Annotated in this window: 26 protein-coding genes and 1 riboswitch; of the genes, 22 read left to right on the top strand and 4 right to left on the bottom strand. The window is 33.4% G+C overall.

Annotated elements, in window-relative coordinates; all coding sequences use genetic code 11:
* Positions 1-44 precede the first annotated feature (44 nt).
* The 9 genes from ACM6UH_RS04875 to fabZ all read left to right on the top strand — a co-directional run bounded on the left by ACM6UH_RS04875 (position 45) and on the right by fabZ (position 7,758).
* Positions 45-572, top strand: coding sequence for a F0F1 ATP synthase subunit B (locus ACM6UH_RS04875; protein WP_011302679.1), 528 nt, complete (start codon positions 45-47; stop codon positions 570-572).
* Positions 572-1,111, top strand: a complete 540-nt coding sequence (locus tag ACM6UH_RS04880) for a F0F1 ATP synthase subunit delta (RefSeq protein ID WP_011302680.1) — start codon at positions 572-574, stop codon at positions 1,109-1,111. The genes ACM6UH_RS04875 and ACM6UH_RS04880 overlap by 1 nt, the downstream gene beginning before the upstream one ends.
* 20 nt (positions 1,112-1,131) lie before the next feature.
* Complete coding sequence (gene atpA / locus ACM6UH_RS04885) at positions 1,132-2,643, top strand: F0F1 ATP synthase subunit alpha (protein WP_002482724.1); 1,512 nt, start codon at positions 1,132-1,134, stop codon at positions 2,641-2,643.
* 31 nt (positions 2,644-2,674) lie between these two features.
* Complete coding sequence (gene atpG, locus ACM6UH_RS04890) at positions 2,675-3,541, top strand: ATP synthase F1 subunit gamma (RefSeq protein ID WP_433912005.1); 867 nt, start codon at positions 2,675-2,677, stop codon at positions 3,539-3,541.
* A gap of 21 nt (positions 3,542-3,562) precedes the next feature.
* Positions 3,563-4,975: a F0F1 ATP synthase subunit beta gene (gene atpD, locus ACM6UH_RS04895; RefSeq protein ID WP_002482726.1), complete on the top strand. Its 1,413-nt coding sequence runs from the start codon at positions 3,563-3,565 to the stop codon at positions 4,973-4,975.
* Positions 4,976-4,994: 19 nt separating this feature from the next.
* On the top strand, positions 4,995-5,399 hold the full coding sequence (locus ACM6UH_RS04900) for a F0F1 ATP synthase subunit epsilon (protein ID WP_002482727.1): 405 nt from the start codon (positions 4,995-4,997) through the stop codon (positions 5,397-5,399).
* A 261-nt stretch (positions 5,400-5,660) separates the two neighbouring features.
* The gene (locus ACM6UH_RS04905) at positions 5,661-5,894 is read left to right on the top strand and encodes a DUF1146 family protein (protein WP_011302682.1); all 234 of its coding nucleotides are present in this window, start codon (positions 5,661-5,663) and stop codon (positions 5,892-5,894) included.
* A gap of 106 nt (positions 5,895-6,000) precedes the next feature.
* Positions 6,001-7,266, top strand: coding sequence for a UDP-N-acetylglucosamine 1-carboxyvinyltransferase (murA, locus tag ACM6UH_RS04910; protein WP_011302683.1), 1,266 nt, complete (start codon positions 6,001-6,003; stop codon positions 7,264-7,266).
* A gap of 54 nt (positions 7,267-7,320) precedes the next feature.
* Positions 7,321-7,758, top strand: a complete 438-nt coding sequence (gene fabZ, locus ACM6UH_RS04915; protein WP_002482729.1) for a 3-hydroxyacyl-ACP dehydratase FabZ — start codon at positions 7,321-7,323, stop codon at positions 7,756-7,758.
* Positions 7,759-7,815: 57 nt separating this feature from the next.
* Here the strand turns inward: fabZ and ACM6UH_RS04920 are convergent, their stop codons facing one another.
* The gene (locus ACM6UH_RS04920; protein WP_002482730.1) at positions 7,816-8,256 is read right to left on the bottom strand and encodes a YwpF-like family protein; all 441 of its coding nucleotides are present in this window, start codon (positions 8,254-8,256) and stop codon (positions 7,816-7,818) included.
* A gap of 190 nt (positions 8,257-8,446) precedes the next feature.
* Here ACM6UH_RS04920 and ACM6UH_RS04925 point away from each other — a divergent pair, with 190 nt between their 5' ends.
* The 7 genes from ACM6UH_RS04925 to yidC all read left to right on the top strand — a co-directional run bounded on the left by ACM6UH_RS04925 (position 8,447) and on the right by yidC (position 14,197).
* The gene (locus ACM6UH_RS04925; RefSeq protein ID WP_011302684.1) at positions 8,447-8,866 is read left to right on the top strand and encodes a single-stranded DNA-binding protein; all 420 of its coding nucleotides are present in this window, start codon (positions 8,447-8,449) and stop codon (positions 8,864-8,866) included.
* A 425-nt stretch (positions 8,867-9,291) separates the two neighbouring features.
* Complete coding sequence (locus tag ACM6UH_RS04930; RefSeq protein WP_061050521.1) at positions 9,292-10,008, top strand: transglycosylase family protein; 717 nt, start codon at positions 9,292-9,294, stop codon at positions 10,006-10,008.
* A 130-nt stretch (positions 10,009-10,138) separates the two neighbouring features.
* Positions 10,139-10,237: riboswitch (TPP riboswitch) on the top strand.
* A 77-nt stretch (positions 10,238-10,314) separates the two neighbouring features.
* A complete protein-coding gene (gene tenA, locus ACM6UH_RS04935) occupies positions 10,315-11,004 on the top strand; it encodes a thiaminase II (protein ID WP_047503194.1) in 690 nt (229 codons plus the stop codon).
* On the top strand, positions 10,997-11,818 hold the full coding sequence (gene thiD, locus ACM6UH_RS04940; protein WP_047503192.1) for a bifunctional hydroxymethylpyrimidine kinase/phosphomethylpyrimidine kinase: 822 nt from the start codon (positions 10,997-10,999) through the stop codon (positions 11,816-11,818). Before tenA ends, thiD begins: the two co-directional genes overlap by 8 nt.
* Positions 11,811-12,602, top strand: a complete 792-nt coding sequence (gene thiM / locus ACM6UH_RS04945) for a hydroxyethylthiazole kinase (protein WP_047503196.1) — start codon at positions 11,811-11,813, stop codon at positions 12,600-12,602. Before thiD ends, thiM begins: the two co-directional genes overlap by 8 nt.
* Complete coding sequence (gene thiE / locus ACM6UH_RS04950) at positions 12,602-13,240, top strand: thiamine phosphate synthase (protein ID WP_011302689.1); 639 nt, start codon at positions 12,602-12,604, stop codon at positions 13,238-13,240. The genes thiM and thiE overlap by 1 nt, the downstream gene beginning before the upstream one ends.
* Before the next feature lie 87 nt (positions 13,241-13,327).
* Positions 13,328-14,197 carry a membrane protein insertase YidC gene (gene yidC, locus ACM6UH_RS04955; RefSeq protein ID WP_011302690.1) on the top strand — a complete coding sequence of 290 codons (870 nt, stop codon included), beginning with the start codon at positions 13,328-13,330 and terminating at the stop codon, positions 14,195-14,197.
* A gap of 81 nt (positions 14,198-14,278) precedes the next feature.
* Here the strand turns inward: yidC and ACM6UH_RS04960 are convergent, their stop codons facing one another.
* The gene (locus ACM6UH_RS04960; protein ID WP_061050522.1) at positions 14,279-14,953 is read right to left on the bottom strand and encodes an HD domain-containing protein; all 675 of its coding nucleotides are present in this window, start codon (positions 14,951-14,953) and stop codon (positions 14,279-14,281) included.
* A gap of 68 nt (positions 14,954-15,021) precedes the next feature.
* On the bottom strand, positions 15,022-16,506 hold the full coding sequence (gene cls, locus ACM6UH_RS04965) for a cardiolipin synthase (RefSeq protein WP_011302692.1): 1,485 nt from the start codon (positions 16,504-16,506) through the stop codon (positions 15,022-15,024).
* Between the two features lie 142 nt (positions 16,507-16,648).
* On the opposite strand from cls, the gene csoR reads away from it, so the two are divergent.
* From csoR to ACM6UH_RS04980, 3 genes are all read left to right on the top strand, one after another.
* A complete protein-coding gene (gene csoR, locus ACM6UH_RS04970) occupies positions 16,649-16,942 on the top strand; it encodes a copper-sensing transcriptional repressor CsoR (protein WP_002482740.1) in 294 nt (97 codons plus the stop codon).
* Between the two features lie 14 nt (positions 16,943-16,956).
* Positions 16,957-17,163: a putative copper chaperone CsoZ gene (csoZ, locus tag ACM6UH_RS04975; RefSeq protein ID WP_002482741.1), complete on the top strand. Its 207-nt coding sequence runs from the start codon at positions 16,957-16,959 to the stop codon at positions 17,161-17,163.
* Positions 17,164-17,376: 213 nt separating this feature from the next.
* Positions 17,377-17,517, top strand: coding sequence for an Lmo0850 family protein (locus ACM6UH_RS04980; protein WP_002482742.1), 141 nt, complete (start codon positions 17,377-17,379; stop codon positions 17,515-17,517).
* Between the two features lie 292 nt (positions 17,518-17,809).
* On the opposite strand, the gene ACM6UH_RS04985 is transcribed toward ACM6UH_RS04980, so the two are convergent.
* Entirely contained in the window at positions 17,810-19,015 is a 1,206-nt protein-coding gene (locus ACM6UH_RS04985; RefSeq protein ID WP_011302694.1) for an FtsW/RodA/SpoVE family cell cycle protein, read from the bottom strand.
* A gap of 248 nt (positions 19,016-19,263) precedes the next feature.
* Between ACM6UH_RS04985 and ACM6UH_RS04990 the strand changes: the two genes are divergently transcribed.
* The 3 genes from ACM6UH_RS04990 to cshA all read left to right on the top strand — a co-directional run bounded on the left by ACM6UH_RS04990 (position 19,264) and on the right by cshA (position 23,848).
* A complete protein-coding gene (locus tag ACM6UH_RS04990; protein ID WP_061050523.1) occupies positions 19,264-20,334 on the top strand; it encodes a D-alanine--D-alanine ligase in 1,071 nt (356 codons plus the stop codon).
* 12 nt (positions 20,335-20,346) lie between these two features.
* A complete protein-coding gene (locus tag ACM6UH_RS04995) occupies positions 20,347-21,702 on the top strand; it encodes a UDP-N-acetylmuramoyl-tripeptide--D-alanyl-D-alanine ligase (protein ID WP_047503189.1) in 1,356 nt (451 codons plus the stop codon).
* A gap of 625 nt (positions 21,703-22,327) precedes the next feature.
* A complete protein-coding gene (cshA, locus tag ACM6UH_RS05000; RefSeq protein WP_433912006.1) occupies positions 22,328-23,848 on the top strand; it encodes a degradosome RNA helicase CshA in 1,521 nt (506 codons plus the stop codon).
* Positions 23,849-23,853 lie beyond the last annotated feature (5 nt).

Raw genomic sequence — 23,853 nt, forward strand, 5'->3', positions numbered from 1 at the left:
ATAATGTCTTATGATTATAATGTATGAAAGGAGTGTCTATGTAAGTGACTGCTACGACAAATATGTTTGTACTTGGTGCAGCTGGAACTAGCGGCGTTCAATGGGGGACAATAATCGTTACGCTTGTAACTTTTCTTATCTTATTAGCTTTATTGAAAAAGTTCGCATGGGGTCCATTAAAAGATGTAATGGATAAACGTGAACACGATATTAATAAAGACATTGATGATGCTGAACAAGCTAAATTAAATGCACAAAAGTTAGAAGAACAAAATAAACAAACACTAAAAGAAACACAAGATGAGGTTCAAAAGATTTTAGAAGAATCTAAAGTTCAAGCACGAAAACAACATGAAGAAATTATTCATGAAGCAAATATCAGAGCTAATGGCATGATTGAAACTGCACAGAATGAAATCAACAGTGAAAAAGAACGTGCAATTGCAGATATTAACAACCAAGTTTCTGAGCTTTCTGTTTTAATCGCTTCTAAAGTACTGCAAAAAGAAATCTCAGATAAAGATCAAAAAGCTTTAGTTGAAAAGTACATAAAAGAGGCAGGCGATAAGTAATGGCAAACATAGCAAAAAAATATGCCAAAGCATTATTTGATACTGCTAAAGATGCAGACATACTTGACGACATGTACGATGAATTTTCAACAATTAATGAAGCAGTTCAATCTGAAAATAAAAAGCTACAAGCATTGGATGCAGATCCACAAAAAGATGTTGAGCAACGTCGTCGCTTCGTAAGCATTGTATTTGGACAAACGAACCAATACTTGCAGAATATGCTGACAATACTTGCTAGCAATCGTCATTTAGGACACATTCATGAAATATATATCGCGTTTGAAACATTATATAATGAAGAGCATAATCAAGACTATGCCGTAATCGAATCCGTATATCAATTGTCAGAAGAAGAATTATCAAGTATAGAAGAAATTATTAAAGCACGAACTAAACTTTCTAAAATAATGATTACTAACAAAATCAATCCTGAACTTATCGGTGGTATCAGAGTTAAAGTTGGTACGAAAGTGATGGACGCAAGTATTAAAAATGATCTTGCGCAATTAGAAAGACAATTTATTAGAGTGAAATAAAATTTGAAGGAGTGACATAGATGGCCATTAAAGCTGAAGAAATCAGTGCATTACTTCGCTCACAAATCGAAAATTATGAGTCGGAAATGGCAGTTACTGATGTAGGTACAGTACTACAAATTGGTGACGGTATCGCATTAATCCACGGATTAAACGATGTTATGGCTGGTGAGCTAATAGAATTCAAAAGTGGCGTTCTAGGCTTAGCACAAAACTTAGAAGAATCAAATGTCGGTGTAGTTATTTTAGGACCATACGCTGATATCAAAGAAGGGGACGAAGTAAAACGTACTGGACGTATTATGGAAGTTCCTGTAGGTAACGAACTTATTGGTCGTGTTGTGAACCCACTTGGACAACCTATTGATGGACAAGGTCCAGTTAATACAACAAGCACAAGACCTGTAGAGAAAAAAGCAACAGGTGTAATGGACCGTAAATCAGTTGATGAACCATTACAAACTGGTATTAAAGCCATTGATGCACTTGTACCAATTGGTCGTGGTCAACGTGAATTAATCATTGGTGACCGTCAAACAGGTAAAACTACGGTTGCTATTGATACAATTTTAAACCAAGCTGATCAAGATACAATTTGTATTTATGTTGCTATTGGACAAAAAGATTCAACTGTTCGTGCTAATGTTGAAAAGCTACGCCAAGAAGGCGCGTTAGATTACACAATTGTTGTTTCTGCTTCAGCAGCTGACCCAGCTCCAATGCTTTATATTGCACCATATTCAGGTGTAGCTATGGCTGAAGAATTCATGTTTGCTGGTAAAGACGTTTTAATTGTTTATGATGATTTAACGAAACAAGCTGCAGCTTACCGTGAGTTATCACTATTATTACGTAGACCACCAGGCCGTGAAGCATACCCAGGTGATGTGTTCTACTTACATAGTAGATTACTTGAAAGAGCAGCGAAGTTAAATGATGATTTAGGTGGAGGCTCTATTACTGCCTTACCAATTATAGAAACACAAGCAGGCGATATCGCAGCTTATGTACCAACTAACGTTATTTCAATTACAGATGGACAAATCTTCTTACAATCTGATTTATTCTTCTCAGGTGTAAGACCTGCCATTAATGCTGGTCAATCTGTATCACGTGTTGGTGGTTCTGCACAGATAAAAGCAATGAAAAAAGTTGCTGGTACGTTACGTTTAGATTTAGCTTCTTATCGTGAATTAGAGTCATTTGCACAATTTGGTTCAGATTTAGATGAGTTTACAGCTAAAAAATTAGAACGTGGTAAACGTACGGTTGAAATCTTAAAACAAGATAAAAACAAACCACTACCTGTCGAAAATCAAGTATTAATTATTTATGCATTGACTAAAGGTTATTTAGATGACATCCCAGTAGAAGATATTACTCGTTTCGAGGAAGAATTAAATCTTTGGGCTAAGTCTAATGCGACTGAACTATTAAATGAAATTAAAACTTCAGGTGCATTACCAAAAGATGAAGCATTTGAATCAGCAATTACAGAATTCAAAAAAAGCTTTAGCAAATCAGAAGCATAATAGTTAATCTTAAATAAAAGGTGGTGAGATAATGGGATCTCTTAAAGAGATTGATACACGTATAAAATCAACCAAAAAAATGAAGCAAATTACGAAAGCAATGAACATGGTATCAAGTTCTAAATTGCGCCGTGCGGAAAGCAACGCGAAACAGTTCAGACCATATATGGAAAAAATGCAAGATGCAATTACTGCAGTTGCAGGTTCAGATAAAAATTCACGTCACCCAATGTTACAACAACGGGAAGTGAAGAAAAGTGCCTACCTAGTGATTGCAAGTGATAAAGGTCTTGCAGGTGCTTACAATGCAAACGTATTAAAACACCTTATAAAAGATATTGAAGAAAAACATGCAAGTAAAGATGATTATTCAATTGTAGTATTAGGTCAAACTGGTGTGGATTTCCTTAAAAATAAAGGTTATGACATACATGATTCACTTATAGATGTACCAGATCAACCTTCTTTTAAAGAAGTACAAGCAATAGCTAAAAAAGCTATAGGTTTGTATAGTGAAGGAGAAGTTGATGAGGTGAAAATTTATTTTAGTCATTTCGTAAGTGTATTAGAAAATACACCTTCTACCAAAACTGTGCTTCCATTGTCTCCTGAGGACTCTAGCTTAGGACATGGTCAAATGTCATCATATGAGTTCGAACCAGACAAAGAGGCAATATTGAGCGTCATTTTACCTCAATATGTTGAAAGTTTAATATATGGAACGATTTTAGATGCAAAAGCAAGTGAACATGCTACGCGTATGACTGCAATGAAAAATGCATCAGATAATGCGTCAGAAATTATTGATGACTTATCTATTCAATATAACAGAGCAAGACAAGCAGCAATTACTCAACAAATCACTGAAATTGTCGGTGGCTCAGTTGCGCTTGAATAATTATTAAAGGAGGAAAAAAACATGGGATTAGGCCGTGTAACTCAAGTTATGGGTCCAGTAATTGATGTTCGCTTTGAGCACAATGAAGTTCCAGAAATTAACAATGCCTTAGTCGTAGACGTTGAAAGAGATGAAGGTACAGTATCTCTTACATTAGAAGTGGCATTACAACTTGGCGATGATGTCGTACGTACAATTGCAATGGATTCTACTGATGGTGTTAAACGTGGTACAGAAGTTCGAGATAGCGGAGATAGCATCAGTGTTCCAGTTGGTGATGCTACGTTAGGACGTGTGTTTAATGTTCTTGGTGATACAATTGACTTAGACGAGAAGCTTGATACTTCTGTCAAACGTGATCCAATTCATAGAGAAGCACCTGCATTCGATCAATTATCAACAAAAGTTGAAATCTTAGAAACAGGTATTAAAGTAATTGATTTACTTGCACCATATATTAAAGGTGGTAAAATCGGTTTATTCGGTGGCGCTGGTGTAGGTAAAACAGTATTAATTCAAGAATTAATTAATAATATAGCTCAAGAACATGGTGGTATTTCAGTATTTGCCGGCGTAGGTGAACGTACGCGTGAAGGTAATGACTTATACTACGAAATGAGTGATAGTGGTGTTATTAAGAAAACAGCTATGGTCTTCGGACAAATGAATGAGCCACCTGGTGCGCGTATGCGTGTTGCTTTATCAGGCTTAACAATGGCTGAACACTTCCGTGATGTACAAGGACAAGATGTTTTACTATTTATTGATAACATATTCAGATTTACGCAAGCTGGTTCAGAAGTATCAGCACTATTAGGTCGTATGCCATCAGCCGTTGGTTATCAACCTACCCTTGCTACTGAAATGGGTCAATTACAAGAACGTATTACATCAACAACTAAAGGATCTGTAACGTCAATCCAAGCAGTTTTCGTACCTGCCGATGATTATACTGACCCAGCACCAGCAGCTGTCTTTGCTCACTTAGATGCTACAACTAACCTTGAACGTAAATTAACGGAAATGGGTATTTATCCTGCCGTTGATCCGCTTGCATCTACTTCTAGGGCATTAGACCCTACAATCGTTGGTCAAGATCATTATGAAATAGCTCGTGATGTACAATCTACATTACAAAAATATAGAGAATTACAAGATATTATTGCTATTTTAGGTATGGATGAATTATCAGAAGAAGATAAACAAACTGTTGAACGTGCACGTCGTATCCAGTTCTTCTTATCACAAAACTTCCACGTAGCTGAACAATTTACTGGTCAAAAAGGTTCATATGTACCTGTTCAAAAAACGGTAGAAGGCTTCAAAGCAATTTTAGATGGCGAATATGATCATATTCCTGAAGATGCATTCCGTCTTGTAGGTAGTATGGAAGAAGTAATCGCAAAAGCTAAAGATATGGGTGTTGAAGTTTAAAAATTAGGAGGTAAAGATAATGAACACATTAAGCCTAAATATTGTCACTCCTAATGGTTCTGTTTACGACCGAGAAGATGTTAATCTTGCAGTATTACAAACTACTGCAGGAGAAATCGGTGTTATGTATGGACATATTCCAACAGTTGCAGCACTTGAAATTGGCTATGTCAAAATAAATTTTGACGGTGGTTCAGAATATATTGCAGTGAGTGAAGGTTTTGTTGAGGTTAGACAAGATAAATTATCAATTATTGTACAAACTGCAGAACCTGCGAATGAAATAGATGTTGCTAGAGCTGAATTAGCAAAATCTAGAGCAGAATCTCATTTGAATAATGAAGAAGATAACAGCGACGTTAATAGAGCTAAACGTGCTTTAGAAAGAGCGAATAACCGCATTCGCGTCGCGAACTTACAATAAATTATATCATTGGTGAGTGGGATGTTACTTTTTCCATTTAGGCATCTACTACTCACTCCAAAAAGAGTCTAAGACATGAAAAATGTCTTAGACTCTTTTTTTAGAGACGTAAGTTCGTATAGTAAAGTAGACACAAAAATAAAAAGTGAAGTGCTCAAACAACAAAAGCATTATAGTTAATTAAATTCTGCAGTTCTTAAGTATCTTTTAATGATTATTTCGTGTAAAATAAATTGACAGTCTAAAGTGAGGAGTTATTGTATGGAGTATCTAGGACAATTTTCAATTGTACATCTTATCTTACATGTGGTTTGTATTTGTATTGCTTATTGGGCATTAAATGCAGTGAGATTAGAGCAGTTTTTTAAAAAGGGGTATCCCTTACAAGTTCAAATTTGTATGATTTTTTTAGCAATATTACTTGGAACAGCTGTTAGTAATTTTATTGTGGATTTGTTACAATACTCAACGCAAATAAAATATTTAGCACAATAATTCAAATACTTGTATATCTTTTTGAGTTATAGATATAATAATTTAGAAGTACATAAAATAGTTTAATTAAAATGAAATATATAAGTAGCAAAGTGGAGGATTTAAGATGGATATGATAGAAATTAATGGTGGAAATAGATTAACTGGTGAGGTTAAAGTGTCAGGTGCCAAGAATGCTGTATTACCAGTATTAACTGCTTCACTTTTAGCATCAGAAGGTGTCAGTAAACTTATGAATGTACCTGCATTAAGTGATGTAGAAACGATTAATAATGTGATTTCAACATTAAATGCAGAAGTTTCATACGATAAAGACGAAGAATCAGTAACTGTAGATGCAACGAAAGAATTAAATGAAGAGGCACCATATGAATATGTAAGTAAAATGAGAGCCAGTATTCTTGTTATGGGTCCATTATTAGCCCGCTTAGGTCATGCTAAAGTCGCATTGCCAGGTGGTTGCGCAATTGGTTCAAGACCAATTGAACAGCACATCAAAGGTTTCGAAGAACTTGGTGCTGATATTCATATGGATGGTGGTTTTATTTATGCAAGTACTGAAAATGGATTAAAAGGTACAACCATTCATTTAGACTTCCCAAGTGTTGGCGCAACGCAAAATATTATCATGGCAGCTTCACTAGCAGAAGGTAAAACAGTATTAGAAAATGTTGCAAGAGAACCAGAAATCGTTGATTTAGCAAATTATATTAACGAAATGGGAGGTAACGTTTCTGGAGCTGGCACGGATACGATCATTATCCATGGTGTAGAAACACTTCACGGTGTGGAACACGCGATTATTCCTGATAGAATTGAAGCAGGTACACTCCTGATTGCTGGTGCGATTACACGTGGTGATGTACTTGTAAATGGTGCTATAAAAGAACATATGACAAGCCTTGTTTACAAATTGGAAGAAATGGGTGTGAATCTAGATTATCAAGATGACGCAATTCGCGTAAGAGTAGAAGATGAATTAAAACCCGTAGATATTAAAACATTACCACATCCAGGATTCCCTACGGATATGCAATCACAAATGATGGCATTATTACTAACAGCTGAAGGACATAAAGTAGTAACTGAAACTGTATTTGAAAATAGATTTATGCATGTAGCTGAATTTAAACGTATGAACGCTAAGATTTCTGTCGAAGGCAGAAGTGCTAAGATTGAAGGTAAGAGTGAACTACAAGGTGCACAAGTAAAAGCTACTGACTTACGTGCAGCAGCAGCACTTATATTAGCCGGACTTGTAGCTGATGGAACGACGCAAGTAACAGAATTAAAGCATTTAGACAGAGGTTATGTTGACTTACACGGTAAATTAGAAGCACTAGGTGCAGATATAAAACGAACACAAGCTTAATACATGATTCGCAATTGAAGTGGCGATTCAAGAACAAGATGGAGGAAGTAAACAATGGAAACAATTTTTGATTATAACCAAATTAAAGAAATCATACCGCATAGACAACCATTTTTATTAATTGATCGTGTTGTTGAATATGAAGTAGGTACACGTTGTGTGGCTATTAAACAAGTATCAGGTAATGAACCGTTTTTCCAAGGTCATTTTCCGGAATATGCAGTTATGCCTGGTGTTTTAATTACAGAAGCGCTTGCTCAAACAGGTGCAGTAGCGATTTTAAATAGTGAAGAAAATAAAGGGAAACTTGCATTTTTTGCTGGAATTGATAAATGTCGCTTCAAAAAACAAGTTACTCCTGGAGATACTTTAAAATTAGAAGTTGAAATAACAAAAATGCGTGGGCCAATCGGTAAAGGTAACGCAAAAGCTACCGTCGATGGTGAAGTAGCATGTAGTTGTGAATTAACGTTTGCAATTCAAGCAAAGTAAATAAAAGACCTCAAGCTCAGTTGTAAATACAACGGTTTGAGGTCTTTTTTATAGTAATTATTTTTCTATTTTTTCATCTTTTAATCTTGGTTTAGATTGCATCATACGATTGAAAGATTTTTTAAGTTCGTCTCCTGTTAAACCTTCATCAATAAGTTGTTCTAATAAACTTTCTGCATATACTTGTCTTAATGTATAAATATGACATTCAAAAACGATGGAGATTGTACTTTCCAGTTTTTTTATGTTTTTAATCGTCGCATCAAAAAGAGCCGGATCATTTGCTGGACGTGTAATCACTACGCGTATATCTAATAAAGTTTCATCATCCATATATTGTTTCATTGTTTCATAATGATAATCTGAAATAACAATTTCTAATAACCAACCAGTTCCACTATTTTCTTTATTGATAATAACGCCATCTTCTATTTCATATTCTGTAACGCCACCACTATCTGATACGATTTGAAATCGAACAGCTTTAAATGATTTCATCGTCCTCACATCCAATTAATAAATTTAACTTCTACAATTATTCGAATTATACAATCATTATAACGTAATTTTAAAAGAGAAAGGTAAAATTTGTAGAATTTAGTATTAAAACATCTTTTGAATTCTGTGTTATTGTACTTTGACGGTATTGTGTAAAATTCATAGAATATAGTTATAAAGGAGGTGACATATGATTAATAACATTGTTATCGTAGGGCGACTAACTAAGGACCCTAAAATATATGATAAGGAGGAGAAAAAATTAGCTACATTTTGTGTAGCTGTATCAAGGAACTATAAAGATAAGAATCAAACCCCGGTATGTGATTATTTATTTTGTAAAGCATTTGGAAAAATGGCAACAAACATTGAGAAATATACGAAGCAAGGCTCACTTGTAGGTATAACAGGCCAAATGCAATCACATAAATATGAAAAAGAAGGTCAGACGCATTTTGTATCAGAAATACTTATTGAATCAATTAAATTCATGTCTCCACAAAACAAAGATAAAAATGATTTACTTTTTGAACCATTCCCGCTAGAGCATTCCCAAAATGCATTTAAAGACATTAACGTACAAAATAATGATATATATGAAATTGTATAAACCACCCACCCTAAATCTACCCCTAATCTAATCATCCACTTTAATATACATTTAAATCCTACTATCAATTATACTTCTATTGGCTATCCCTCTTAAAATATCCCTATAAGAGGGATAGCTTATTTAATATAGAATCAGCAATCAAATCGCTAATAAGTAATTTAAATAAAACTGAATAATCTGATATATTACAATCATATTACGTGAAATTTTACTTTTCATAGCTTTTAAAAACTATCACAGAAGTTTTTAAGGGGATAAAAAATTATATTCAAAGATAAATTAAATGTAATTTCATTGTAAAAAAAGCCGATTTTTTTTATTTCACTGTAACCTACAACGATTTTTTGAATGTTATAGTTGTATTTGCAAATTAATCATAAATAAAAATAAACTTAATTACCTTATAGGAGGACTTTTTTACAATGAAAAAAACAGTAGTAGCATCAACATTAGCAGTTGGACTTGGCGTAACAGGATTCGCAGCAGGAAATTCAGCAGACGCTTCAGAACAAGGCGTTGACAAAGCCCAATTAGCTCAACAAGTTCAAACTAATCCAGAATCATTAAATGAAGCGTCAGTACAAGACGGTGCTTATAATATAAACTTTAATTACAATAATACTGATTATAGCTTCCAATCAGACGGTCAATATTGGACTTGGAGCTATGGACAAGGTTCAACTAATGCACCAGCACAAGAAACTGCTGAGCAACCACAACAAGTTGAACAACCACAACAAACTGAGCAAGCTTCAACTGAACAACCAGCAGAAGAAGCTGCACCACAAACTGAAGAAACACAACAACCACAACAAGAAGCAACTACACAAACTACTTCAAGCTCAAATGAATCAACTTCAAATGAATCTAGTTCAAGTGAAGCTTCAGAAGGTTCATCAGTAAATGTTAACTCTCATTTACAAGCAATCGCGCAACGTGAATCAGGCGGCGACCTTAAAGCTGTTAACCCATCATCAGGTGCAGCAGGTAAATATCAATTCTTACAAAGCACATGGGATTCAGTAGCACCATCTGAATATCAAGGTGTATCACCAACAGAAGCACCTGAAGCAGTACAAGACGCAGCAGCTGTTAAACTTTACAACACAGCAGGCGCTTCACAATGGGTTACTGCATAAAAAATTAAGTGTAGTAATGAACTTAAGATAAATATTTAAAGCTGAGACATATATGTCTCAGCTTTTTTTATAGTCAGTTATTTTGCAAATTTGTCAGTATTTTGTTATCTTTTAATTAAATAAAATATAAAAACGCTACTAGGGGAGCCAGTTGGCTGAGATGATTAAATTCAGACCCTTACAACCTGATTTGGTTAATACCAACGTAGGAAAGTAGTTTAATCTAAAGTTGGGGTATAAATCCTCGCTATTAATTAACTACGTTTCTGTCGGGAATGTAGTTTTTTTATTTATAGGAGGATTTTTGTGTTATTTTCAGAACAGTTAAAAAAAGAAGCTAAACCAATTATTAATCAAATCTACCACGATCCATTTATACAAGGTATGTTACATGGGAATTTACCGACTGAAGCAACCAAATTCTATTTAAGAGCAGATGCTTCTTATTTAAATGAATTTGCGAATATATACGCACTGTTAATTCCAAAAATGGGGAACTTAAATGATGTTCGATTTTTGGTTGAACAAATTCAATTTATAGTAGATGGTGAAGTGGAAGCACATGAAATTTTAGCGGATTATGTCCAAGAAAGTTATAATGAAATCGTACAAGAGAAAGTTTGGCCACCGAGTGGCGATCATTATATTAAACATATGTATTTCAATGCGTATGCTAAAGAAAATGCTGCTTATACGATTGCTGCAATGGCACCTTGTCCTTATGTTTATCAAGTCATTGCTCAAGAAGCATTAAGGGATAAAGAATTAAATAAAGATTCTATTTTAGCTAAATGGTTTGAATTTTATAGTACTGAAATGGATGAATTAGTTATTGTATTTGATAATTTAATGGATAAATTGACGAAGCATTGTAGTGAAAAAGAAAAAAATGAGATAAAACAATGCTTTTTACAAAGTACAGTACATGAAAGAAACTTTTTTAATATGTCATTTAATGAAGAATCATGGTCATATGGAGGTATGAAAAATGAATAAACCCAATATTGCATTGACAATTGCTGGTACTGATCCAACAGGAGGTGCTGGTGTAATGGCAGATTTGAAATCTTTTCATGCTTGTGGCGTATATGGTATGGCGGCTGTTACAAGCATTGTTGCGCAAAACACTAAAGGTGTACAACATATTCACAATCTTGAGCCACAGTGGTTATCTGAACAACTGGCAAGTGTGTTTGATGACGAATTACCACATGCCATTAAAACTGGTATGATTGCTTCAAAGGAAATGATGCAATTAATTCAAGAATACTTAGTGAAATATCCTGAGATACCATATGTTATTGATCCAGTTATGTTAGCTAAAAGTGGTGATTCATTGATGGATGATGACGCGAAAGCAGATTTACAAAATATATTGTTACCCTATGCAACAGTAGCGACTCCAAACTTACCAGAAGCTGAAGAAATAACTGGATTAAAGATTGATAATGAGGCAGCGATATATAAAGCAGGCAACATATTTATTAATGAAATTGGGAGTAAGGGTGTTGTTATTAAAGGCGGACATGCTGAAGATTTAGAAACTGCTAAAGATTATTTATTTACTAAAGATGAGGTCTATACGTTTGAAGAACCTCGTTATGATACGCAGCATACCCATGGTACAGGTTGTACTTTTTCAGCAGTAATTACAGCTGAACTGGCAAAAGGTAGAACGATTTATGACGCAGTGAAAAAAGCTAAAAAATTTATTTCATTAAGCATTAAATATACGCCAGAAATTGGTCAAGGTAGAGGACCTGTAAATCACTTTGCATATATGAAAAAGGTAGGTCTAGATGATGAATAGTTTAAATAATTTAAGAACGAATAATCCACTCGTTATTTGTTACACAAACGATGTCGTAAAGAACTTTACGGCAAACGGACTTTTAAGTTTGGGTGCAAGCCCAGCAATGAGTCAAGCACCTGAAGAAGCGATAGATATGTTAACACCTGCTAATGCACTGCTCATTAATATTGGTACTTTAACTAAAGATAGAGAGCAGGACATTTTAGAAATTGCTAAAACAGCTAATGAAGTAGGCACGCCAATTGTATTTGATCCAGTTGCTGTCGGTGCATCCCAATATCGCAAGGATTTTTGTAAAACTTTTTTAAATACTGTAGATGTAGCAGTTATAAAAGGGAATGCATCTGAAATTTTAGCGTTGATAAATAATGATGCTAAGATGAAAGGAACGGACAGTGATGATAATTTAAATGCGATAGAAATTGCCAAAGAAGCGCATAAACGATTAAATAGTGCGATAATCATCACTGGCAAAGAGGATGTTGTGATTCAAGACAATCAAATATATCAACTGAATAATGGATCGGCTTTGTTGGCCAAAGTAACGGGTGCAGGCTGTTTATTAGGTGCTGTCATAGCTAGTTTTTTACCGACAGATGAAACAACTTCAATCAGCCAGTTAGTTGAAGCCACTTCAATTTATAATATCGCTGCGGAAAAGGCAGAGCAACTTGCGGAAGACAAAGGTCCTGGTACATTTATGACGTTATTATTAGATGCACTATATCAAGTGACTTATGATGATTATTCAAATCAAAGTGATATACAAGAGGTGCAGTAATGTTTGATAAAAATAATTTGAAACTGTATTTTATTTGTGGCACGCAAGATATTGAAAGTAAGACAACTATTATAGATGTTGTGACTGAAGCACTTGAATCTGGAATAACCATGTTCCAATTTAGAGAAAAAGGTAACGGTGCATTAATTGGAGATGAAAAAGAGGACTTAGCACGGAAATTATTAGCTTTGTGTCATGATTATGCAGTACCATTTATCGTTAATGATGATGTTGCCTTAGCCAATAAGATTGGTGCGGATGGGATTCATGTTGGTCAGGATGATATGGATGTTAAAGTATTTGCTGAACAATTTAAAGGAAAAATTATTGGTTTAAGCATTAGTAATATAGATGAATATAAAACATCTAATTTAGCACATGTGGACTATATTGGCGTTGGGCCAATGTACGCAACGACATCTAAAGATGATGCAAATTTACCAGTAGGGCCAGAAATGATAACGAAATTAAGAGCGCATGTTAATCATTTTCCAATCGTAGCAATCGGTGGTATAAATGTTGAAAATACGAGGGAAGTTATGCAAGCTGGTGCAGACGGTATATCCATTATTTCAGCTATTACAAAGAGTGAAAATATTTCAAATACAATTAGTCAATTCTTACAAAATGTTGAATAAAGTATAAATATTTCTTTTTTTGTTTTCTACTTCCCTTTGAGTATGATAAAATAAATTCTATGTGAATATATCATTAGAGGTGGAAAAATGAAAAAGAAAGCACTACTACCTTTATTATTAGGTGTAATGGTCTTTTTAGCAGGCTGTGACTATTCTAAACCTGAAAATAGAGACGGTTTCTTCTATAATACGTTTTATGTGCCAATGGATAATGTAATACATTGGTTGGGAACTAGTTTTAATAATGACTATGGTTTAGCAATCGTAGTACTTGTGTTAGTAATACGTATCGTATTGTTACCATTCATGTTATCAAACTATAAAAATAGTCATATGATGCGTGAAAAAATGAAAGTTGCAAAACCGGATATTGATGCAATTCAAGAGAAGGTTAAGCGTTCGCGTACACAAGAAGAAAAAATGGCAGCAAACTCAGAAATGATGGAAGTTTATAAAAAATACGATATGAATCCGATGAAGAGCATGTTAGGATGTTTACCAATCCTTATTCAAATGCCAATCATTATGGGACTATTCTTCGTATTGAAATATCCATCAAGCGGTGGATTTACAGAACATCCTTATTTCTTATGGTTTAACCTAGCGAAACCAGACATTTGGATTACAATTATTGCAGGTATCTTATACTTCTTACAAGCATACGTATCAAGTAAGAGTATGCCAGCAGAACAACGTCAAATGGGTTACATGATGATGGTCATTTCACCAATTATGATTGTGTGGATTTCATTCTCATCTGTTTCAGCATTAGGTCTATATTGGTCAGTCAGTGCCGCATTCTTGATTGTACAAACGCAAGTAGCGAATATGTACTACTCTAAACTTGCACAAAGAGAAGTTGCACCGATGATTGAAGCTATGGAGAAAAATAAAGCTGAAGCATCAGGTAAAGGTAAAAATACGCAAGTTGTTTCTAAGAAAAATAAAAAGAAATAATAAGTTAAACTATTTTTAAGAACTAAAAAAGCACAATCTACTCAGTAGGTTGTGCTTTTTTGTATGATTACAATGTTTTATCTAAAAATACCATTCTTCGAAAAATTGATTGATAAAATTTTCCATATATTGATGTCTTTGCGCTGCTAATTGTTTTGCTGTTTCTGTATGCATTAATGACTTTAATTTCAAAAGCTTTTCATAAAAATGTTTGATTGCTGATGGCGACCATTGATCATAATGTGCGTCATCCGTCTCTGTTATATGCTTTGTTGAATGCTCAACCCACATGGGTTCATTAAAATGACCCGCAAATTGGAAAGTGCGTGCAATACCAATCGCTCCTATTGCGTCTAGTCTATCTGCATCACGTACAATTTGTCCTTCAAGTGTTAATGAAACTTCATTATTTTGACCATGTCTATAACTTATATGTTTAATTATATGTAATATATGTTGTTGCTGTTCTTTAGGTAATTGTAAGTCTTTCAAAAAGCTTTTTAACTTAGTTAACGCTTTTTTATGATTGGTTAATTTACTATCTACAGTGTCATGTAATAAACTTGCTAGTTGAATTGTTAACATGTGTTGCGATTGTTCTTGTTCAGCTATATAAGTTGCTAAACGCAATACACGATTAATATGTGCAATATCATGGCCAGTCGCGTCATCTTTATGATATGTACACATGTAATTATATGCACGGTTTAGTATTTCAGTTTCTTTCAAATTAGCTACACCTCTCAGTTTAGTCATATTAAATAAATTCATAAAATAAAAGGTCTAAGCAACAGTAGGGAAATTGTTACGTTAGACCTGATTTTTTATAAAATCGGTGACAATAGTCGTGAAATACCTTCTTTAAATTTAATCCATAAACTTCTTTGTTCATAAATTTCTTTTGTTAATTGATAAGATACATGTAAATCACTTTCAAAAGCGGATCTTAATGCTTTTGAGATGTATGTATCATAGATAAATGCATTAATTTCAAAATTTAATGTGAAACTACGATGATCCATATTAGTTGTACCTACACTTGCTACTTCATCATCTATAACGAGTGTCTTAGAATGTAGGAAGCCATTGTTATAATGGAAGATATTGACACCTGCATCTAAAAGGGAAGCTACATTATTATAAGTCGCCCAATAAACAAAAGGGTGATCAGGCTTGTTTGGAATCATAATATTTACGTCAACACCACCCAGTGCAGCTATTTTGACTGCATCAAGAAATGCTTGATCAGGTATGAAATAGGGCGATTGAATATAAATAGATTTTTTTGCTGAAGCAATCATTTTTAAATAACCGTATTTAATTTGTTCCCAGGTTTCATCGGGACCACTTGAAGCGATTTGCACACCGGTTGTACCACCTGAATCAACATCAGGGAAATAACGTTCAGCATAAGATAAGCGATCACGTGTTGATTGTGAATTCCAATCAAGCATAAAACGTAATTGTAAGGCATTCACAGCATCTCCAACAATTCTTAGATGTGTGTCTCTCCAGTAACCAAATTTTTTCTTAAGACCTAAATACTCATCACCCACATTGAATCCACCTACGTAACCAATATGACCATCGATAACCACGATTTTACGGTGGTTCCGATTATTCATTCTCAGATTAATTAAAGGCAATTTAGAAGGGAAAAATGCTTCAACATGGCCACCTTTTTTTCTAAAGTTCTTAAAATGTTTTAGAGATAAACCCCTAGACCCCATATCGTCGTATAGCATTTTCACTTCAATGCCTTCTTCGAGTTTCTGCTCAAGTGCAGATAGTATCTTTTTCCCGAGATTATCATTTCTAAATATATAATATTGGATATGAATATAGTCTGTTGCATTATTAATATCATTTAGCAGTGCATCAAATTTTTCTTTGCCATCTGTATAGATACTAATTTCATTATCTGTTGTTAAGAACGCAGCATTATTGTATAACAACATTTGTACCATATCTTTAAATTTCACAATTTGATGATTGCCTTTTGAAAAATCATCATTTTTTAAAGCTTCTAATTGCTCATTAACAATCATTTCAATGCCAATTTTATCTTCATCATTTAAGGAAAATATATGGTCCCGCTGAATTTGTCTGCCAATGAATAAGTAAATGATAAATCCTAAAATTGGTATCAGCACAAGTACTAGTAGCCATGCCCAAATTGAACCAGCAGATCTACGTTCCATAAAAATAATTGTAAAAGCAAAGATTAGGTTTAATATAAACGCGCCAATTAATATAATATTAATGATGACGTTCGTGTGATTAAACATAATTGAAAAGATATCTATCATATTAAACCTCCAACAAATAGCACAGTAATTAAATAATGTAAAAGTCTCCACTATTGTAACATGGAGAACATGTTTTATCACTTGACTAATACCTAACAGGGGTATATTATATGATGGGTATAGAATAGGAGGCGTTTGAGAAATGACTGAAATACAAAAAGCGCATCATTCAGAAGAAATAAAAGCAAATTTAAAATCAAGACTTAATAGAATCGAAGGTCAAGTTAAAGCCATAAATCGTATGGTAGAGGAAGATGTGTACTGTGACGATGTGCTTACACAAATAAGAGCTACGCGATCCGCATTAAATAGTGTCGCTACTAAATTATTAGATCATCATATGAAAAGTTGTATTATGGATAAAGTTGAACAGGGTCATGAACAAGAAGCGATGGAAGAACTACTTGTAACTTTTCAAAAATTGATGAAGGATTAAGTAAGGTGAAACATATGCAATCAAAAGTTATTTATATTGCTGAACTTTATAATGAGAAGCAAAAATTACAAATTGAAGAAAGATTAATGAAACTTTATGGTGTGTTTAAAGTTAGTATAGATATAGAAGAAGGCGCAATCTTTGTAGATTTTGAAACGCCTGCAAATTTGAATAATTTAGAAAAAGAAGTGTACGATTTAGGTTATAAAATAATTTATTAATCTATCTAAAGGGTATATATATTGTAGGACTATATAAAATGTAATGAATTAATTCTTTATATATAACATTACAAAGGATAGTTTATAATTAGTGAAATTTCACATTAAAAACTCTGTTTTTTTTGAATTAAAATAAAAAAATTGAATATAATGTGGTATTTTACATTTAAATAGGGTAATATGTAATAGAAGCAATAGATTAGGAGTGATGATATGAGTAAGGATAACGAAAAAATTCAAAATGTAGTTAAACTATTATCATCATTAGGGGTAAACATAAAGAAAACCAAATCAAGATTAGAAGTTATGCACACTTTACCAACGACTGTGAAAGCCGCTAACGAATTGAAATAGTCAAGTTACCCAATCAAGTGATTAGAGCCCATTGTTCTGGTCACTTTTTATTTTGCCTTATAATAGTTTATAAAAAAGGTCAAAGCCAATGTATAAGGTACATTAGATAATGATACACATTTAAAAATTAAAATAATTTTTAAGGGTAAGATATTAGTGTAAGTGTAGTATAAACTTTTATAAATGTTTAAAACGCATAGGATATAGATTAATTTGTTTAATTATATAGTATACATATAAAAAGCTGGGACATCGATGTCCCAGCTTTTTTAGTATGACAGGTCATCATACATTATTCTGTTGTACGTAATTGTTGTTTATCACCAGAGTATTGTTTGGGCTGATGATAGTAAATAGATAAAAGTACACCAATACCACACATGAGACTCCATAATGAACTACCGCCATAACTAATAAATGGTAGTGGAATACCAGTGATAGGTAGTAATTGGACAGTCATTCCAATATTTTGTAATACGTGGAATAAAATGAGTGAAGCATATCCAATTATGAATAATTTACTAAAAGGTAATTCAATTTTAGTTGCTAAGCGTACGAGATGGAATATAAAGGCTAAGAAAATTAATATTAGAATTACTGAGCCAATAAAACCAAATTCTTCACCAATAACTGAAAAAATAAAATCGGTATGATTTTCTGGGATGTATACTTCACCGTGATTAAATCCTTTACCAAATAGCTGACCAGAACCGATTGCTTTAAGGGATTCTGTTAAATGGTAACCATCACCACTACTGTACGTATAAGGATCTAACCAAGAATTAATTCTACCTAGTTGATATGTTTTAATTCCCAATGTGTTTTCTATAAGTGAAGGTTTATAAATAATAGACAATATTAAAGTTGAACCTATTACGATACCCGCAATAAAAAGCGGTGCTAATATTTTCCATGAAATACCACTAACAATCATGACACCAGCAATAATAGCGCAAATAACTAGTGTAGTACCAAGGTCATTTTGTAATAAAATTAATCCCATAGGTACAATCGAAATACCTACAATTTTTAGTAATAATTTAAAATCGGTTTCTAATGATTTATTGAACGTGAATTGATTATGTCTAGAAATCAATTTTGCGAGTGCTAGTATCAACACAATCTTCATAAATTCTGAAGGCTGTACACTGATAGGCCCTAGTTTATACCAGCTTTTAGCACCATTAATAATTGGTGTGATTGGTGTTTCAGGGATAATAATTAATATGAACAGTCCAATACATAAGATAAAATATAATAAATATGTATATTTCATGAGCTTTTTAGGTGAAACCAGCATAATGAGTAATGCAATGGCACCGCCCAAAACATAATATAAAATTTGTCTGATGCTAAAGTTAGCGCTATATTGGCCGCCACCCATAGCTGAATTGATAATCGTGACGCTTACGAATGCTAATAATACGAGGATGCCTATTAAAACCCAGTCAATCCGCCGTATCCAATGATTATTTTTTAATTGACGTGAAGTACTCATTTCTTACTCCTTTAAACAGCTAGATTTCTCTATCTTTAGTATTATATATAGATTTTACCGAACTTTAACATATTTTGCTAGAAGTAGGGTGTCGATTTAAAAAATTATAAATATGAAGTTTTATGATATGTCTTTGCGAATGATAAAAGAGAACAAAAAATAAATGCTTTTTATACCACTTAACAAATGCAAAAAAATATTAAATCGTGATATGATGTAGTTTGAGAATTGTATATGGAGGCTAAAAAATGGCTAAAGAAAATGTATGTATCGTATACGGAGGAAAAAGTGCAGAACACGATGTTTCAATATTAACAGCACAAAATGTCTTGAACGCAATTGATAAGGAACAGTATCAAATTGACATTATTTACATAACAAATGATGGTGCTTGGAAAAAGAAAGAAAACATTGTAGATACGATTAACGATATCGACTCATTACGCTTAATAGATGTTGAAGCGGGTGAAATTTCAAAATTATTAAGTCAAGGAAGTACAGGAAATGCATATAGTGCAGTATTTCCATTATTACATGGGCCTAATGGTGAAGATGGCACAATCCAAGGTTTATTTGAAGTTTTAGATATACCGTATGTTGGTAATGGCGTTTTAGCTGCCTCAAGTTCAATGGATAAATTGGTAATGAAGCAACTCTTTGCGCATAGAGGTTTACCACAATTACCCTATGTTAGCTTTTTAAGAAGTGAGTATCACAAATATGAAGGTAACATCTTAAAATTAGTACATGATAAATTAGAATATCCAGTATTTGTAAAACCAGCTAACCTAGGATCTAGTGTAGGTATTAGTAAATGTAATAATGAAGAAGAGCTTAAAAACGGTATAGAAGAAGCTTTCCAATTTGACCGCAAGTTAGTTATCGAACAGGGTATTGAAGCGCGTGAAATTGAAGTTGCTGTATTGGGAAATGACTATCCAGAAACGACATGGCCTGGAGAAGTTATCAAAGAAGTGGCTTTCTATGACTATAAGGCAAAATATAAAGACGGAAAAATAAAATTAGATATTCCAGCTGACTTAGACGAAGAGGTTCAAATGACGTTAAGAAATATGGCTGTTGAAGCTTTTAAAGCAACAGACTGTGGAGGGTTACTACGAGCTGATTTCTTTGTAACAGACGATAATCAAATTTTTATAAATGAAACTAATGCGATGCCTGGATTCACTGCATTTAGCATGTACCCAAGCTTATGGGAAAATATGGGTGTGAGTTACTCTGATTTAATTAAGAAATTAATTGAGTTAGCTAAAGAAAAACATGAAGATAAAAAACAAAATAAATACAAAATTGACTGAGGCGAATAAATTATGATAGAGGTAACGTTAGAACAAATTAAAACATGGATTCCATGTGAAATAGAAAATGAATTTATGGATCATGGTATTAAAGGTGTTTCTATTGATTCACGTGACATTCACAATCAAAATTTATTTATTCCATTTAAAGGCGAACATGTAGATGGCCATAAATATGTAGCACAAGCACTTAAAGATGGTGCAGGTGCTGCATTTTATCAAAAAGGTGAACCGTTAGACGAAAATATTGATGGACCTATTATATGGGTCGATGACACATTAGAAGCTTTACAACATTTAGCAAAAGCATATTTAGAATTTGTCAATCCACAAGTCATTGCAGTTACTGGTTCTAATGGTAAAACAACAACGAAAGATATGATTGAAAGTGTCTTGAAACCACAATTTAAAGTTAAAAAGACGCAAGGAAACTATAATAATGAAATAGGTATGCCATTAACCATTTTACAATTAGATATTGATACTGAAATTTCCATTCTTGAAATGGGCATGTCAGGTTTCCACGAAATTGAATTATTATCTAAATTAGCTCAACCCGATATTGCCATAATCACTAATATTGGTGAGTCTCATATGCAAGATTTAGGGTCAAGAGAAGGTATTGCTAAAGCTAAATCAGAAATTACACTTGGTTTAAAACCAGGAGGCTTATTTATCTATGACGGTGACGAACCATTACTAGAACCGTATGCTAACGAAATACAAAATGCTGATTTAGTAAGTTTTGGTAAAAATTCTGATAATACGCTGGTAAGTACTATTGAAACAATCAAAGATCATGGTATTGCATTCACAATTAATCATGATGAACATTATGAACTTCCTATCTTAGGTGAACATAATATGAAAAATGCTACGATTGCTATTGTAGTAGGTAAGAGATTAAATTTAACATACCAAACTATTTTCAATAATTTGAAAAATGTCGTGCTTACTGGCATGAGAATGGAACAACATCATACAAAAGATGAAATACTTGTCATTAATGATGCTTATAATGCAAGTCCAACGAGTATGAAAGCGGCCATAGACACACTTTCTGGCATGGAAGGTAGAAAAATTATTGTCCTTGGCGATGTATTAGAATTAGGTCCTGATAGTCAAATCATGCATGAAGCTGTAGGACTATATTTTGAAGACAAAGATATTGACGCATTATTTACGCTTGGTAATGAGGCGGCTCACATTAGTCATACTGGTAAAGCTTTCGTTAAAAAGTCTGAAGCTTTTAAAGAAAAAGCAGACCTTATTCGTTCATTAAAAGGTTATGTTCAAGCGAATGACAAAGTATTAGTCAAAGGATCAAGAGGAATGAAATTAGAAGAAGTGGTGGAAGCGTTAATTTAAAACGATTAACTACCATAAATATGGAATCAATATATTATTGAGCTCAAAGAACCCGGGACGTACAATCGTCTTGGGTTCTTTATTATATGAGATAATGACCAAATCAACTGAATAATGCGGTAGACAGTTTTAAATATAAAATGATATTTTATGAAACTAAGTGCTTTTATATTAATCAGTTATTATTTTACTAAGATAAGGTGAATCAAAAATTTCATTTTATTAAAATGTCATGCTTAATTATTATTTTCTTTAAAATTTGCATAGGCTAAAAGATTTGTATGGAAAATAGTTTGGTTTATGAATCATACTTCATAATATCATTTTATAAAAATGCTTAAGTCATAATAATTAAGTGGAATAATTTAATCATTAACAGAATAAATAAATTAACAAATTTTTTTCAGAAAGTAAAAAGTAATATGAAAAAATAAAATTAAACGCTTACAACCTATGTATTTCGGCGTTTATAAGCTGAGAAAACGTGATGATTACGAGAGATTCACTCAATTTATTCTAATTTGGTTTATTGCGATTATGCACTTGAGGTGGTACTATAAAGAAGTTGAAGAAACTTAAGTGAACATATATGTATAGAAATACAGATAAATAAAGGAGAATTATATTGCAAAATTTTAAAGAATTAGGGATCTCAGATAAGATGGCAGAAACCCTACAATCCATGGGGTTCAATGAGGCCACTCCTATTCAAAAAGAGAGTATCCCTCTTGCCTTAGAAGGCAAAGATGTTCTTGGTCAAGCGCAAACAGGTACAGGTAAAACAGGTGCGTTTGGTATTCCATTAATTGAAAAAGTGGCAGACCAAGAAGGTGTACAATCATTAATCCTTGCACCAACAAGAGAGTTAGCAATGCAAGTTGCTGAATCATTAAAAGCATTCGCTAAAGGACAAAATATTCAAGTTGTTACTGTATTTGGTGGTATGCCAATCGACCGTCAAATTAAAGCACTTAAAAAAGGTCCACAAATCGTAGTAGGTACACCAGGTCGTGTAATTGACCATTTAAACCGTCGTACATTAAAAACGAATGATATTCATACGCTTATCCTAGATGAAGCGGATGAAATGATGAATATGGGATTCATTGATGATATGAAATTCATCATGGACAAAATTCCAGCTGAACAACGTCAAACAATGTTGTTCTCAGCTACTATGCCTAAAGCAATTCAAACATTGGTTCAACAATTCATGAAATCACCAGTTATCGTTAAAACGATGAATAATGAAATGTCAGATCCACAAATTGAAGAATATTATACTATCGTAAAAGAATTAGAGAAATTTGATACTTTTACAAGTTTCTTAGATGTACACCAACCAGAATTAGCTATCGTATTCGGACGTACAAAACGTCGTGTTGATGAATTAACAAGCGCGTTAATCTCAAAAGGATACAAAGCTGAAGGATTACATGGTGATATCACTCAAGCTAAACGTTTAGAAGTATTGAAAAAATTCAAAAATGATCAATTAGATATTTTAGTTGCAACAGATGTTGCGGCAAGAGGACTTGATATTTCAGGTGTAAGTCACGTATACAACTTTGATATCCCTCAAGATACTGAAAGTTATACGCACAGAATTGGTCGTACTGGTCGTGCTGGTAAAAAAGGTGTTGCAATCACATTTGTAAATCCAATTGAGATGGATTATATTCGTCAAATTGAACAAGCAAACAAACGCCAAATGACAGCTTTAAGACCGCCTCATCGTAAAGAAGTGTTAAAAGCACGTGAAAACGATATTAAAGGTAAAGTACAAAACTGGATGTCAAGAGACAATGAACCAAGATTACAACGTATTGCTACAGAGTTACTTGGTGAATATAATGATGTGGATTTAATCGCGTCATTATTACAAGAGCTAGTCGAATCAAACGACGAAGTTGATGTTCAATTAACATTTGAAAAACCATTATCTCGCGGTAAAGGTCGTCAAGGTAAAGGTGGACCAAAACGTGGCGGTAACCATAAACGTGCTGGCGGCAAGTTTGATAACAAGAACCGTCGTTCAGGTAAAGGCGGATTCAACAATAAGAAGAAAAATGATAGACCTTCTTCTGACAGAAACAATAACAAGAAATCAATGAAAGGTCGCACGTTTGCAGACCATAAAAAATAAAACGA

Origin of the sequence: Staphylococcus sp. LKG4-2, from assembly GCF_050955665.1 — a bacterium.
GTDB classification, from domain to species: domain Bacteria; phylum Bacillota; class Bacilli; order Staphylococcales; family Staphylococcaceae; genus Staphylococcus; species Staphylococcus saprophyticus.